Here is a 15,143-nt window from a genome sequence, read left to right on the forward strand (position 1 = left end):
AACTAAAAATTAGTTAAACGGCTACATCATATTCACGTAAGGCATCGTTTAAAGATGTTTTTTTATCCGTACTTTCTTTGCGTTTACCTATAATTAGCGCACACGGAACTTGAAATTCGCCAGCCTTAAACTTTTTAGTATAACTTCCAGGAATTACTACAGAACGAGCTGGAACTACACCTTTGGTTTCTACTGGTTCGTCTCCTGTTACATCTATAATTTTGGTACTCATAGTTAATACGACATTTGCTCCTAAAACAGCTTCTTTTTCTACGCGTACCCCTTCAACCACAATACAACGAGAACCAATAAAAGCACCATCTTCAATAATTACTGGAGCTGCTTGAAGTGGTTCTAAAACACCACCAATTCCTACACCTCCAGAAAGATGTACATTCTTACCAATTTGTGCACAACTTCCAACGGTAGCCCATGTATCTACCATGGTTCCTTCATCTACATACGCACCAATATTTACATAACTTGGCATTAAAATAACACCCTTAGAAATATATGCACCATGACGCGCAACAGCATGCGGTACTACACGAATGCCTTTGTCTTTATAACCAGTTTTTAATGGGATTTTATCGTGATATTCAAAAATACCTACTTCAAAAGTTTCCATTTTTTGAATTGGGAAATATAGCACCACTGCTTTTTTTACCCATTCATTAACTTGCCAGCCATCTTTTGTTGGCTCAGCTACACGAAGAGTTCCTTCGTCAATTAAATCAACAACATTTCTAATGCTATCAATAGTTACTTTATCGGTTAATAATTCGCGATTGTCCCACGCGTTTTCTATTATTTGTTGTAGTTGTTTCATAATTAGTTTACTAAAAATTGAAAATCTAAATCTAAGATTTCTGCTCTTTTCACAAAGATAAAGTTATAATTGAATTCCTTATAACTGATTCTCTTTAAATACCAGGTTTTCCTTAAAGAGTTTCGTTTTTAATAGTAACTTTGTCATCTATGGGACGCATACTTGCAATAGATTACGGAAAAGTTAGAACAGGAATAGCTATTACAGACGAACTTCAAATAATAGCATCTGGATTGACAACGGTTGATACCAAAGAGCTTATCAGTTTTTTAGAAGATTATATTAAAACAGAATCTGTGGAGTTGTTTTTAGTGGGAGAACCAAAACAAATGAATAATACTCCATCTGAAAGTGAAGCTCTTATAATTCCTTTTTTGGAAAAACTTGAAAAAGCTATTCCAGATATTCCTATAAAACGTGTGGATGAACGATTTACTTCAAAAATGGCTTTTCAAACAATGATTGATAGTGGACTATCTAAGAAAAAACGTAAAAATAAATCCTTAGTAGATCAGATTAGCGCAACATTAATTCTTCAAAATTACTTGTATTCTAAATAAATAATTTAGATTTCAAGTTCATCTTATTGCTTTTGTTTTTTTATAAATAAGTGGTTTTTAAAATAGTTTATTGCTTGCCAATCGATAAAAATCAATTGTAAAGGATTATAAGTAGTACGTTTATCGATAAAATAAAGGTCTTTATCATATTATCGATTTTACACTGGGTTTCAACAAGTTTATTCTTTTTAAAGCGTTTTGTGAAGTTATATTTGTTTTGCTATTAATTAATACTGTAGAACATGAAATTTTTTGTAACCTTAATTTTTATTACCTTTTTATCTGTTTTTCAAATGAATGCTCAAGAAGAAGTTGGGACATATAATACTTCTGAAGCATTTTTATTAATTAGTTTGTCTAATACAGATACAGAATTAGCCGCTAAGAAGAAAGACATTTTAAACACCAAAATAAATTCCAAATTGAAAGGAGAAGTAGATTTGTTTTTTATTGCTGATAAAAGTAAAATTTGTTAAATATTTAATCCATCATTAGATATAAATTAAAAACTCCTCTTTTATAAGGGGAGTTTTTTTATGTATCTAAATTAAAGATTGTATTTTTGCAAAGAATTTTCAAAAAGAACAAAATGATATTACCTATTGTAGCTTACGGAGATCCTGTTTTAAAGAAATATGGAGAAGAGATCACTAAAGACTACCCAAAATTAAGTGAGCTTATAGAGAACATGTACGAGACCATGGATGGCGCTTTTGGAGTTGGTTTAGCTGCTCCTCAAGTTGGATTACCTATAAGATTATTTATTGTAGATACTGCGCCGTTTGCAGAAGATGAGAATTTGACTCCTGAAGAAAAAGCTGTATTAAAAGATTTTAAACGCACATTTATTAATGCAAAAATAACTCAAGAAGAAGGCGACGAGTGGCCTTTTAATGAAGGTTGTTTAAGTATTCCAGATGTTAGAGAAGATGTTTTTAGAAAACCTTCAATTACTATTGAGTATCAAGATGAAAATTTTAAAAAACAAACAGAAAGCTTCGATGGTTTAATTGCTCGTGTTATTCAACATGAATACGACCATATAGAAGGTATTTTGTTTACAGACAAACTGTCTACCTTAAAAAAGCGTTTAATAAAAGGAAAATTAACAAACATTTCTAAAGGGAAGATTAATGTAGATTATAGAATGCGCTTTCCTAATCAAAAAAAGAAACGATAATATTTGCTTTAAAATAACAAACTTAGCATATTTGCCCTCCTTAAAAATTAATTATGAGTTTAGAAAAAGTATTGGCCATATCTGGAAAACCGGGATTATATAAATTAATTACACAAACGCGTGGTGGTTTTATTGCAGAATCTTTATTAGATAAAAAAAGATTGTCTGTAAATATTCATCAAAATGTGAGTGTATTAAGCGAAATAGCGATTTATACTCTAACTGAAGAAGTTCCTTTACGTGAGGTTTTTAGTAAGATCAAAGAAAAAGAGAATGGAAACACAACTCCTATTAGTCATAAAGATAGTAAGGACAAACTAGAAGAGTATTTCTTTGAGGTATTACCAGACTACGATGAAGATCGTGTATACGCTAGTGATATTAAGAAAGTGGTGCAGTGGTACAATTTACTACACAAACACGATATGCTAGATTTTGAAGCGGCTACAAATGCTTCAGACGAAGAAGAATAAACCGTTTATTTTAAATATAAATAACAAATAAATCTAGCTTAATTGGCTGGATTTTTTTGTTTTATATTGAAAAGCATTCCTTTTAAAAATTGTAATTTTATACCTGTAACTTATTAGCTTACCAGGTAATAAAAATCCACACAGATGAATTCTAGAGAAAATCAATTAAAAGCGTTCGATCGTTTATTAACCATTATGGACGAGTTGCGCGAACAATGTCCATGGGATAAAAAACAAACAATGGAAAGTTTGAGACATCTTACTATTGAAGAAACTTACGAATTGGGCGATGCAATTTTGGATCAGGATTTAGAGGAAGTAAAAAAAGAATTAGGAGATGTTTTGTTGCATATTGTATTTTATTCGAAAATTGGTAGTGAAACCAAAGACTTTGATATAGCAGATGTGTGTAATACTATTTGCGATAAGTTAATACATAGACATCCACATATTTATAGCGATGTTGTTGTTGAAAATGAAGAAGATGTTAAACGTAATTGGGAAGAACTAAAACTAAAGGAAGGAAAATCTAGCGTATTAGAAGGTGTTCCAAAAAGTTTACCTGCTTTGGTAAAAGCTAATAGAATTCAAGATAAGGTTGCAGGAGTAGGTTTTGACTGGGAAGAACCAAATCAGGTGTGGGAAAAAGTAGAGGAGGAGCTGAGTGAATTTAAACAAGAGGTTAAAAATGGCAATATGGATTCTATGGAAGACGAATTTGGCGATGTCTTATTTTCTTTGGTTAACTATGCCAGATTCTTAAAAATTAATCCTGAAAATGCGCTAGAAAGAACGAATAAAAAATTTTCCAAACGGTTTCAGTATTTGGAAACTAAGGCAAAGTCTTTAAATAAAGATATAAAAGACATGACTCTATCTGAAATGGATGTGTTTTGGGAAGAAGCAAAACAGTCCTGAAAACATTAACTATTAAACCTGATATTTTTAAATAAATTGATTTAAAAATCAGGAAGAAGTTAAAAAAATGTAAAATTTCTCACTTCTCGTAATCCAAAAGAATAATCTGTGCGTATATATAATAATTGAATGGCTACTTTTATTTCATAAGTAGTAGATTAATAGCTTAAATTCTTACCTTTTAGAGAGCCATTCAAAAAATAAGTAGGTTATTTTTTTGTTGGGAAAAAAATAACTGTTTAGTTAGTTTAGTTAGATTAAATCCTATTTAAGAATAAGTTTTAAACGTATTCGATAAATAGGATTTAATGTTTTTAAGCTATTTTGAAAATTCATAGAATGTTCTGTTCTAATAATAAATCTAATACAACTCTTTAATCTTTCTTAGTTTCGTTTTCCAAAGTTCTAAAGCTTCTTTCTGTTTTTTTACATTGTCAATAACATCCTTAACCAATGGATTACTTTCATCTACATTAGTAAAGAACTGTAAATTATTTTCTAACTGATTGATTTCGCTTTTAACCTCATTTATTTTTTTACTTATAAACGAACGCTCGTTATCTAAATGTCTTGAATCTTCAGCATTGTTTAAAGTCTCCAACTTGTTGTCGAATTTAATCAGCTCAGCCTCAGTTTTGTTTAATTTTAAGCTTTTAAAAGATACATCTAGAGTTTTATTTAATTTTCCTTCAATATATCTTTTGTTGGAAGGCACATTGCCAATAGCTTTCCATTTTTCTATATGTATCTTAATGGTTTCTAAATCGGTTTCTTTGTTGCCAGAAAACTCTAAACTCTTTATTTCTTCAAGTAATTTTACTTTTGCTTCGTAAGCTTCTATTTCTTCTTTATTAGCTTCGTTTTTAGCTGCATGTAGCCTATCGAAATAATGGTTACAAGCTGCTTTAAACTGGTTCCAGATTTTATCGCTATTTTTTCTTGGCACGTGTCCAATCTTCTTCCAGTCGCTTTGAATTTTTTTCATTAAAGGCGTAGTTGCCTCGAAATCGTCACTATCCTTATTGTCTTCTGCAATTTTAATTAACTCCTGTTTTTTCTGAAGGTTATCGTATTGATCCTTCTTTAAGTCTTTATAATAAGAGTTTTTCTTCTTATTAAATTTTCTAACAGCAGTTTTAAAAGAAGCCCAAGTCGCTTCATTTACTTTAATTGGAACTTTTCCAGCCTCAAAAAATTCGTTTCTTAAAGCTTCAACTTCTTTAATTTTCTTTTGCCATTCGCTGTGCGTTTTAGCACCTTTATCACCTATAATAGTTATTTTTTCTATAATAATCTTTTTATTCTCTAGGTTTTTCTCGAATTCAATATCTAGTTGATCAAAATATACTTGGCGTTTGTCGTGAATTTTTTTTGTAGCTGCTTTAAAACGCTTCCAAATACCTTCTCGATGTTCTTTATCGACAGGACCAAGTTCTTCTTTCCACATTTTATGTAAGACCTGTAATTCTCTAAAAGCTCTATTGTGATTATCGTCTTGGGCTAATTCTTCAGCGCGCTCGATAATTTTAGTTTTTTGTTCTAAATTATGCTTGAAATCTAAGTCACGTAAATCTCTATTTAGGTGTAAAAAGTCGTAAAAAATCTCCACATGATGGTGGTAACTATTCCATGCATTATTGTATTTGTCTCTAGGAATAGGACCAGCTTTACGCCATCTTTCCTGTAAATCTTTAAAATGCTTATAGGTGGTATTAATGTTTTCTTCAACATTAATTAAACCTTTAATTTCTTCAATTATTTCTAAACGCTCGGCTAAATTGTCTTTTAAACTTTTTTCTAAACCTTTATAATGTGCATTTAGGTTAGAACGATATTCCTTTATGGCATCTTTATATCTTTTTTGAGTAGGATTGGAGTAGAAAAAGTCGATTTCGTTCCCGCCTTCATTTAAAAACTCTTCTTTCTTTTCGTCTAAAAGAGAACTAAATTTGGATTTAAATTCGCTTCTAATTTCTTCTACATGAGTTTTTATCGCTTGAACTTTTTGGTTTTTCACCAAATTTTCCAGCTCGTCTGCCAAGGCATCTAAAGACATTTTTTCATAGTCTTTTTTCTCTATGCTATGTCTATCTATATTACCTTCGTCTTCAGCATCTTCAGCATTAGATTCTTCAATTTCAGAAATCACCTTATCGTCGGTTTCTGTATCTTCAGGTTTATCTAAATTTTCGTGTTTTGTTGTTGTAGAATCTTCGTTGTTTTCTACTGAAGCTGTTACTTCTTTCTTTCCGTCTGCTTCTTGCAGGTTATCTTGCTCTGACATCTTTAAAATGTTATAGTTCGTAAAAATAGTATAGCGTTAAAGATACTAACAACTGTATTACTTACAAAGTCATCCTAAGTTTATTTGCTTTTGTAGAACGATTATAGATTCCAGATCTCCCAGGCTTTATTTGCTTGATAAATAAGCATATCTAAACCATTGATACAGGTTGCATTTTTTTCTTTCCCGAAACTTAGAAATTTTGTCTCTTGTGGATTGTAAATTAGGTCGAATAAAATGTGGGATTTAGTTATGGCCTGATACAGAATGTTTGGGCAAGCTTCTATATCTGGATAGGTGCCTAAAGGCGTGCAATTAATAATTATTAGATGGTTTTCTATGTCGATTTTTGATAACGAATTATAAGTAAACGCCGTTTCTTTTGAAGCACTTCTTGAAACAAAAGAAGTTTCAATTTTAAGTTCCTTTAAGGCAAATTCAATTGCCTTACTTGCGCCACCAGTTCCTAATATTAATGCATTTTTGTGAAATGATTGAAGTTGAGGTTCTAAAGACTTTGAAAATCCAAAATAGTCTGTATTGTATCCTTTTAATTTTCCGTTATCTAATATTTTAATGGTGTTTACAGCTCCAATTTTCGCAGCTTTTTCATCTATCTCATCTAAAAATGGAATAATAGATTCTTTATACGGAATGGTTACGTTTAAACCTTTTAAAGTTGAGTGTTTTGATAAAATACTTGGAAATTCTTCTATATTTTGAATATCGAAATTTTCGTATGAAGCATTTAAAATACCTTCGTCTTTAAACTTGTTTTTAAAGTATTCTCTTGAAAACGAATAGGAAATGTTTTTTCCTAAAAGGCCAAATTTATTCATTTAGTTTTTCGCGTTTTTCTTCCATATCTTTCTAAAGCGAGTACAATTACAATTCCTAAAATAATATAGGCAATTGCAAAATAAGTTTCGCTATTAAGTTCTGGAATATACCGTGTATAATTCTCTATAATAGTACGACCGGAAGAATCTAAAACATATTGTCCATCTGCATCTATTTTTAGAATGGTTTTTTTCCAAGGCCAAACGACACCTAAAGAACCGACTATAAAACCTATAATAGCCGAAATGGTAATACTTTTATAATTTTTTAAAATATAATTTAAAATATGAGAAAAGGTTACTAGACCAACTACAGATCCAATGGTAAATACGGCTAAGACCTTGATCATTCTTATGCGTTCTTGATTGTGAATGAAACTAAAATCTCCGGTAAGAACTTCGGCAAAAGTATCATACAAAGCATTTACCGAATCTACTAAAAGTAATACATAATTTCCTAATAGTATTAATATAAAAGATCCAGAAAAACCAGGAAGAGTCATGCCGGATACACTTATAATACCACAAAAGAAAACAAAAAACAGATTATCGTTTTCTGTTGCTGGATTTAAAAAACTGATACTTAATCCTAAAATAATTCCAATGGCTAAAGATGTGTAGGTTTTGTAATTCCAGTCTTCAAAATCCTTGCTTATATAATAGATGGAGCCAATTATCATTCCAAAGAAAACACTCCAAACATATAGTTCGTGATGTTTAATTAAATAATCTAGAAGTTTGGAAACGCTAAAGTAGCTTATAATCATTCCTAAGAAGAGTAAGCTTAAAAACCGTCCATTAATATATTGGTAAAAACTTTTAAACCTTCCGTTAATAAGTAACTTAAAAGCTTTGCCATTTACTTTTTGTAAGGAATAAATAAACTCTTCATAAAAACCAGCTACGAAAGCTACGACACCTCCAGATACTCCAGGAACTTTATTAGCAGCTCCCATTCCTAAGCCTTTTAGAACTAGGAATAATTTATCTGAGAATGTCCTTGTGCTCTGCATTATGCTTGTTTATTACCTACCTTTTCAAGAATAAAAATAGTTAAAAATCCTACAACTATAAGAATCAAGGCAGGTATTAATTGAGAGTCCACCCCATTATTTATGGAAGAATATACAAATGGCGAAACACTTTCTTCAGTAACTATTTTATAAGATTCAAAATCGTTTATTTGTTGTTGATATACAGCTAGAGTTCCTAATTCTGAAATACTTGAGAATGCAACAGTTTCTCCACTAAGATCGTTTAAAACTGAAATAGATCTTTTCCACGGCCAGATTTTGTTTAAAGACCCCATTATAAAACCTGTTAATAAGGCTAAAGTTGTATTCTGATAGTGTTTAAATAACCATTTTAAAACACGACTAAAACTCAATAAGCCCACAATTGCTCCAGCTCCAAAAATAGCAATTCGCTTAAAATCCCAGTGATGAATTGCATCACTTAAAGTTTTATAAGCCCCGAGAATAACTAAAATAAAAGATCCCGAAATCCCTGGTAATATCATAGCGCAGATGGCTATAGCGCCAGCTATGAACAAAAACAAGGGGTTGCTATTGCTAGCCATAGAAGGTAAGGTGGTAACATAATATGCCAATAGAGTTCCTGCAATTAAAGCAAGAACGGATGCTACGTTCCACTTGCTAATTTGTTTTCCAACAAAGAAAATACTAGCAATGATTAATCCAAAAAAGAAAGACCAAATTAAAATTGGATAATTTTCAATTAAGTATTTTGCCAAGCGCATAAAAGACACAAAGCTGGTTAAAATACCTATTAAAAGTGCTAAGATAAAATTACCGTTTAATTCTTTCCAAAATGCTTTAAAACCATTTTTGCGTAGCGTTTTTATCAAGGATAAATTAACATTGCTAATGGTGGAAATAAGTTCTTGATAGATGCCGGAGATAAGCGCTATTGTTCCCCCTGAAACTCCTGGAACAGCGTCGGCAGCTCCCATGGCAAGCCCTTTTAATGTAATTAGAAAATAATCTTTAAAACGTCTCTGCATACTTAGTTTATAAATAAGAAACCAAAGATATGTAATTTAAAAAGATATGTTATTTAAGTTAGGCGTTTTTCCTGTTACTTAGATTTAAGAAGGTTTTTTATAAGTCGTTTTTTGTAAACTTTAGGAAAGAGCTCTTCTATAATAAAGGCATATTCTGTATTAAAACATAAACCGTTTTTTAAGTGATATTCTCCTTTTTCAGTTTCGTTTAAACTAAAGTATAATCCAGCTAATCGATATTCGATTTCTGCGTTTTCTGGGTAGAACTCTGATGCTTGAATAAAATTGTAAATAGCAGCTTGAGGTTCGCCAAGTTTTAATAAAATATCTCCTCGAACCAACCATGTCTCTAATTCATAGTTTCCTAATTCCAAAGCTTTTTTATAACCTCTTTCAGCTTCTTCTAAGAAATTTAATCTAAAATTTAACTGGGCATAAAACTTCCAGAAAGACACGTTTTCAGAATCGATATTTATTGCTTTATTTACATAGTAAAGAGACTTTTTATAATTTTGCTTTTTGTTGTAAAACTTAATTATGGCAATCCATCCTTTGTCTAATAAAGGATCTTCTTTTATGGTTTTTTTGTAATACTGAATAGCTAAATCGTCCTGATTTAACTTTTCATAACACTGTCCAATTCTTAAAAGAGCAAAAGAAGTGGCGTCATCAAGTTCTAAAGTTAATGTATAGGATTCTAAAGCATCTTCATAGCGTTTTAGCTTTTCTAATACTTTTCCTTTTTCTAAATAGGCTCCAACAAAGGTGTCATCAGAAATTATGGCAAAATCAAAAGAAGTTAAGGCTTTAGTGTATTCTTTAAGAGCATAATACTGTTTTCCTAATTGATGCCAGGCAACCTCGCTGTAAGGGTTTTTATTTAATAAGGAGTTTAGATATTCTATAGCTTCGTCTTGTTGATCTAAAAATTCAAAGCAATATATCATATTGTACAAGGCAGAGTAATCTTCTGTATCCTCTTCCATACATTTCATGAAATAATATTTAGCATCTTCAAATTTGTCTAGAAACAAATATTCCATGCCAATCAAAGAGTAAATATCTTGCACATCATCAGTAAGTTCTAAAGCTTGTTTTAAAACGTGAATGGCTTTTTTATGATTGTCTTTTTTTGAAAATATATTAGCCTTTTGAATATAGATTTCGTCATTATGAGGTTCTAGTTCATAAAGTTCGTTAAGTAATATATCTGCTTCTTTCAGCTTATCTTCAAACACGAAAATTTCAACCTTGAAAAGCCTTAGGTTAATAGAGTCAGGGTGTTGCTGCAAGCCTAATTTTATTGCTTTTTTAGCTAAAGAAACCTTACCTAAGGTCAGGTAATGGTGTATTATATTTTCAAATTCTTCCGAGTCGAAAAACAAAACATGATTCGTTTTTAACATCGATTCAAATTTTGTTAGCGGCAAATTATTATTGGGACTAAATTCCATAAGCACATTTATTATGGTTTACATGACTAAATGTAACGTACTATTTGAGTTTTAAATGAAAATTGCTCAAATCTTTTTAACAAAGTAATGAACAGTTTTGATTAAATGCATGTAATTTACTGATTATCAGCATGTTAATTAATGGTGTTCTGAGTGTATTTTATCCAGAACTTTTAAGATTATTTGACAACCTTTAATTATTTCGTCATTAGAAATGGTTAAAGGAGGTGTTATTCGAATGGCTTTGGGTTCAAAGAGCAGCCAAAATAGTATGAGACCTTCATCTTGACATGCTAAAATAACCTGGTTTGTAATATCTGCCGAAGCTGTCATGGCAGCAAGCATGAGTCCTTTTCCACGAATTTCGAGAATTAATGGATGTACCAAGTATTTTCTGAAAATTTGCTCCTTTTCTAGAGTTTGAGCTATTAAGTTGCTTTTTGTTACTTCTTTTAAAGTAGCTAATGCTGCTGCAGCAATTACGGGATGTCCACCAAAGGTTGTAATATGTCCTAACTTAGGATTGTCTTGTAAGGAGTCCATAAGTTCTGCCGAAGCTGTAAAAGCGCCAATAGGCATACCTCCTCCCAAACCTTTTCCGGTTACTAGAATATCTGGTACACAATTGTAATGCTCAAAACCAAATAGTTTTCCTGTTCTACCAATTCCCGGTTGAATTTCATCTAAAATTAACAGAGCTCCAACTTTATTGCATCTTTCTCTTACTTTTTCTAAATAATGGTTTTTAGGTTGGATAAATCCGGCACCACCTTGGATGGTTTCTAAAACAACACAGGCTGTTTTCTTTGTTATTTTATTTAAATCTTCTTCATTATTAAACTCAATAAAGGACACATCTGGCAATAAAGGTCTAAAGGCTCTTTTGCGTTCTTCAAAACCCATAATGCTCATAGATCCCATAGTGTTGCCATGATAGGCGTTTTTTGCCGAAATAATACCACTTCTTTTAGTAACCCGTTTGGCCAATTTTAGAGCTCCTTCTATGGCTTCTGTTCCTGAATTGGTTAAATAGGTTTTTTCCAGATTGTTGGGTAAATGTTTAGCTAATAATTTAGTTAGTTCTACAGCTGGTTCTTGAATATACTCGCCATAAACCATAACATGTAAATATTTATCCAATTGCTCCTTAACAGCAGAAACCACTTTTGGATGACCATGACCTAATGTGCATGCTGAGACACCTGCAACAAAATCTAAATAGGCTTTATTGTCAACATCGTAAACATAAGAGCCTTTAGCGTGAGATATTTTTAACGCCAAGGGATGTGGAGATGTTTGTGCTTGATATTTTAAAAAATCTATAGCCATTTTTATTTGTTTGTTTCTGGAGACAAGGTGTTTTTGTTTACTCGTTTTTTATTCTCTTTTTTTAAGTTTATACTATCCATAACAGCTTGAGGCACATGTCTACTAGCTTTAAAGTTTTTATTTTGATTTTTTTCCTCTTCCGAAACATCTTCTAAGGAAGGTTTTTCTGCTTTTTTTGCTTTTTCAATACGGCCAACCAGGTTTTCATCAAAAAACTCTTCCTGTGGCACATAGTCATCTAAACCTTCAATTACAGGCAAATTTAATGGTGGATCGTCACTAAATAAATCTTCTACGCTTTTAGGGCGTTCTTCTTCTCGCCAATCAAATCCTCTTAGTTTTCTTGCATTTTTAGGGAACTCTGAATCAGGATAAGTTTTGGCGTCTATTTGGTTATATCGGTTGTATTTTTCAATCTCTCCATCTATAAAGAAAATGGATATACTTCCAGACTTCGCTTTGTCAATTCCAAAAAGTTCCTGTTCGTCGTTTCTGGCATAAAATATAGATTCAGCATTTTTTATAACATCTACTTGTTTTAGATTATTCTGTTCGTCAAATAAGCCAATAAGCCTTTTTCCAGATACTTGATTATAGCCATCCTCGCTAATGGTGTCTTTGCCAATTAAAAAGGCATCGTAAAAGACAAGCAAAGAATCTAACTTTTCGGTTTTCGGATTTGATTTAATATGAATGGTATCTCCAGTTATCTGCTTTTCTAAATTCCAAATAATAGGACGTCGTTGTACTGCAAATGCATCTTTAGATGAGAGTTTAGAAATATTAATTAGTTGGGTTAACCCAGTATGATGATTAACATGAATGGAATCTGCTTTACCACTCATATCAGATTTGTACATTTTTGTATTTCTAAAAGCTCTTGTAATTCGTTTGTCTGCTTTTCCAGTTACCATTAATGTGTCTGCATGAATATAGATGGAATCTTTTTCCTGAACAGATATAGCCAAAGCTCTTTTGGTTATGAACACAGAATCTTTGGCTTTGTACACTTCGGCATAATGTCCTTTAATAATACTTTTATTAACCGTATCTGTAACCTTTATATTATTGGTTGCCGAAGCAAAATTTCTTGTATTATCAAAATACATACTATCACCTTCAAATATGCGGTTGTCGTAATTAATCTTTGTTTTTTTAACACCATATCCAGTTTTATTTTCAGTATCGTAAAAACCTTTTTCACAGTAAGTTTTACTCTCATCGGTTATTATAGTTGAAGGTCCATAGAGATAAGCATAACCGCTTTCAGAATAAAAATCTAAATGCATGGTGTTGATATTGTAATCAGGATGCGTTAAAACCACATTATTGACAAACTGGTATTTTTTGGCATTCATATAATAGCGTCCAATGGTACTGGTAATTGTTCCGGAAGAATCTCTAACAACTTGTCCACCACTTTTATAATAAGACTGTTGTTTAGCTCTGTCAAAATATAGAGTATCTGTGGTTAGGGTTGAATTAGGTTCGGTAAGTACCACCTCGCCACTTGCAAAAGCCAACTTTGTTTTTCCACTGTACTCCACATATTTAGAAGTCATATTAATGGTGTCTCCTTGAATCATTCTAACGTTTCCGTAAGCTTCAATAAAGTCTTCGTTGCTATAAAGTAAGGCTTGGTCGCAATACATGTTTACGCCTTCGTGGACAACATGAATTTGTTGAGAGTCATCTCGAGTCATTACTTTTAATCCCGGAGCATCTTCTTCTTTGAATTCCAAAAATCCAGAATATTTAATTTCAATGCGCTTTTGTTCTTGGGCATAAGAAACCCCTAAGAATAAAAGGCAAAAGAAAAAGCTAAGTAAGTTCTGACTTGGTTGTAGCAACATTTTAAATTTTGTACAAAAATAATGATTAATATGTACTGTTGTATTGCATTAGGATATTTTTAATAGAAAAGACCTTTCAGGTTAAATAACTTGAAAGGTCTAATATTATTGTTTTGTAGAGTAATTACCTAAAAATAGTCTGTTTTCTATCTGGTCCAACAGAAACTACTTGAATAGGAATTTCTAATTCTTTTTCTAAGAAAGCTATGTAGTCGTTCAATTCTTTTGGGAATTGCGCCTCTTCTGTCATTTTAGTTAAATCTTCTTTCCAACCTTTGAACTCTGTATAAATTGGTTTTAGATTTTCTGGTTCAATACTGTAAGGTAGATGCGTGATAGTTTCACCTTTATAATTATAAGCTGTACAAACTTTTAAAGATTTGAAGCCTGAAAGCACATCGCCTTTCATCATCATTAATTTAGTGACACCATTAACCTGACAAGCATACTTTAAAGCTATTAAGTCTAGCCAACCACAGCGTCTGTTACGTCCTGTAACTGCTCCAAATTCGTTTCCAATTTTGGCCATTTTTTCTCCAACTTCATCAAATAATTCGGTTGGGAAAGGACCAGAACCAACACGGGTTGTATACGCTTTAAAAATGCCATATACTTCGCCAATTTGATTTGGGGCTACACCTAGGCCAGTACATGCTCCTGCTGCTGTTGTATTACTTGAAGTAACAAAAGGATAAGTTCCAAAATCTATATCTAATAAAGAACCTTGAGCACCTTCGGCTAGAATAGTTTTCCCAGATTTTTGCGCTTGGAATAAATATTCTTCAGAATCTATAAATTGTAAAGTTTTTAAAACTTCAACAGCTTCAAAAAACTCTACTTCCATTTCTTTTAAATTGTATTGAACATCCACATTGTAGAATTCAATCAGAGCTTCGTGTTTGTTAGCTAAAGCACGGTATTTTTCTTTCCAGTCAGACAGTTCTAAATCGCCCACACGAATTCCGTTTCTTCCGGTTTTATCCATGTACGTTGGTCCAATTCCTTTAAGGGTAGAGCCAATTTTAGCTTTTCCTTTTGAAGCTTCGCTGGCAGCATCCAACAATCTATGTGTTGGAAGAATAACATGTGCTTTTCTAGAAATAATTAGATTCTTTTTATAATCAATATTAAATTGATCTAAACCTTCTAATTCTTTAGCAAAAACCACTGGATCGATTACCACACCATTGCCTATAACGTTAACGGATTCTTTATGAAAAATTCCAGAAGGAATAGTCCTTAAAACATGTTTTATGCCATCAAATTCAAGCGTATGACCGGCATTTGGTCCTCCTTGAAAACGTGCAATAATATTGTAGTTGGAGGTAAGAACATCGACAATTTTTCCTTTGCCTTCGTCTCCCCATTGTAGTCCTAGTAGTAAATCTACTGCCATTTTAA

General features: G+C 31.9%; 14 protein-coding genes. 5 read left to right on the top strand and 9 right to left on the bottom strand.

The features are described from left to right. Positions 1-13 precede the first annotated feature (13 nt). Positions 14-829: a 2,3,4,5-tetrahydropyridine-2,6-dicarboxylate N-succinyltransferase gene (locus tag OS188_RS04115; RefSeq protein WP_267147557.1), complete on the bottom strand. Its 816-nt coding sequence runs from the start codon at positions 827-829 to the stop codon at positions 14-16. A gap of 149 nt (positions 830-978) precedes the next feature. Here OS188_RS04115 and ruvX point away from each other — a divergent pair, with 149 nt between their 5' ends. From ruvX to mazG, 5 genes are all read left to right on the top strand, one after another. Next, positions 979-1,389 (top strand): Holliday junction resolvase RuvX, encoded by a 411-nt coding sequence (gene ruvX / locus OS188_RS04120; protein WP_267147558.1) that lies wholly within the window; start codon positions 979-981, stop codon positions 1,387-1,389. A 242-nt stretch (positions 1,390-1,631) separates the two neighbouring features. Next, entirely contained in the window at positions 1,632-1,865 is a 234-nt protein-coding gene (locus tag OS188_RS04125) for a hypothetical protein (protein WP_267147559.1), read from the top strand. 113 nt (positions 1,866-1,978) lie between these two features. Further along, a complete protein-coding gene (gene def, locus OS188_RS04130) occupies positions 1,979-2,569 on the top strand; it encodes a peptide deformylase (RefSeq protein WP_267147560.1) in 591 nt (196 codons plus the stop codon). A 53-nt stretch (positions 2,570-2,622) separates the two neighbouring features. Then, positions 2,623-3,042: a DUF5606 family protein gene (locus OS188_RS04135; protein WP_267147561.1), complete on the top strand. Its 420-nt coding sequence runs from the start codon at positions 2,623-2,625 to the stop codon at positions 3,040-3,042. Positions 3,043-3,186: 144 nt separating this feature from the next. Continuing rightward, a complete protein-coding gene (gene mazG / locus OS188_RS04140) occupies positions 3,187-3,960 on the top strand; it encodes a nucleoside triphosphate pyrophosphohydrolase (RefSeq protein WP_267147562.1) in 774 nt (257 codons plus the stop codon). A gap of 361 nt (positions 3,961-4,321) precedes the next feature. Here mazG and OS188_RS04145 read toward each other — a convergent pair whose 3' ends face one another. The 8 genes from OS188_RS04145 to OS188_RS04180 form a co-directional block, all read right to left on the bottom strand. Then, positions 4,322-6,244 carry a DUF349 domain-containing protein gene (locus OS188_RS04145; RefSeq protein ID WP_267147563.1) on the bottom strand — a complete coding sequence of 641 codons (1,923 nt, stop codon included), beginning with the start codon at positions 6,242-6,244 and terminating at the stop codon, positions 4,322-4,324. 101 nt (positions 6,245-6,345) lie between these two features. After that, positions 6,346-7,083 carry a shikimate dehydrogenase family protein gene (locus OS188_RS04150; RefSeq protein WP_267147564.1) on the bottom strand — a complete coding sequence of 246 codons (738 nt, stop codon included), beginning with the start codon at positions 7,081-7,083 and terminating at the stop codon, positions 6,346-6,348. Then, positions 7,080-8,096 carry a DUF368 domain-containing protein gene (locus OS188_RS04155; protein WP_267147565.1) on the bottom strand — a complete coding sequence of 339 codons (1,017 nt, stop codon included), beginning with the start codon at positions 8,094-8,096 and terminating at the stop codon, positions 7,080-7,082. The genes OS188_RS04150 and OS188_RS04155 overlap by 4 nt, the downstream gene beginning before the upstream one ends. After that, positions 8,096-9,106, bottom strand: a complete 1,011-nt coding sequence (locus OS188_RS04160; RefSeq protein ID WP_267147566.1) for a DUF368 domain-containing protein — start codon at positions 9,104-9,106, stop codon at positions 8,096-8,098. Before OS188_RS04160 ends, OS188_RS04155 begins: the two co-directional genes overlap by 1 nt. A gap of 74 nt (positions 9,107-9,180) precedes the next feature. Continuing rightward, positions 9,181-10,560: a tetratricopeptide repeat protein gene (locus OS188_RS04165; RefSeq protein WP_267147567.1), complete on the bottom strand. Its 1,380-nt coding sequence runs from the start codon at positions 10,558-10,560 to the stop codon at positions 9,181-9,183. Positions 10,561-10,698: 138 nt separating this feature from the next. Then, on the bottom strand, positions 10,699-11,889 hold the full coding sequence (locus OS188_RS04170) for an aspartate aminotransferase family protein (protein ID WP_267147568.1): 1,191 nt from the start codon (positions 11,887-11,889) through the stop codon (positions 10,699-10,701). A gap of 2 nt (positions 11,890-11,891) precedes the next feature. After that, a complete protein-coding gene (locus tag OS188_RS04175) occupies positions 11,892-13,742 on the bottom strand; it encodes an OstA-like protein (protein ID WP_267147569.1) in 1,851 nt (616 codons plus the stop codon). A gap of 124 nt (positions 13,743-13,866) precedes the next feature. Then, a complete protein-coding gene (locus OS188_RS04180) occupies positions 13,867-15,138 on the bottom strand; it encodes an adenylosuccinate synthase (RefSeq protein WP_267147570.1) in 1,272 nt (423 codons plus the stop codon). Positions 15,139-15,143 lie beyond the last annotated feature (5 nt).

Origin of the sequence: Xanthomarina sp. F1114, assembly GCF_026410255.1 — a bacterium.
Lineage (GTDB): Bacteria > Bacteroidota > Bacteroidia > Flavobacteriales > Flavobacteriaceae > Xanthomarina.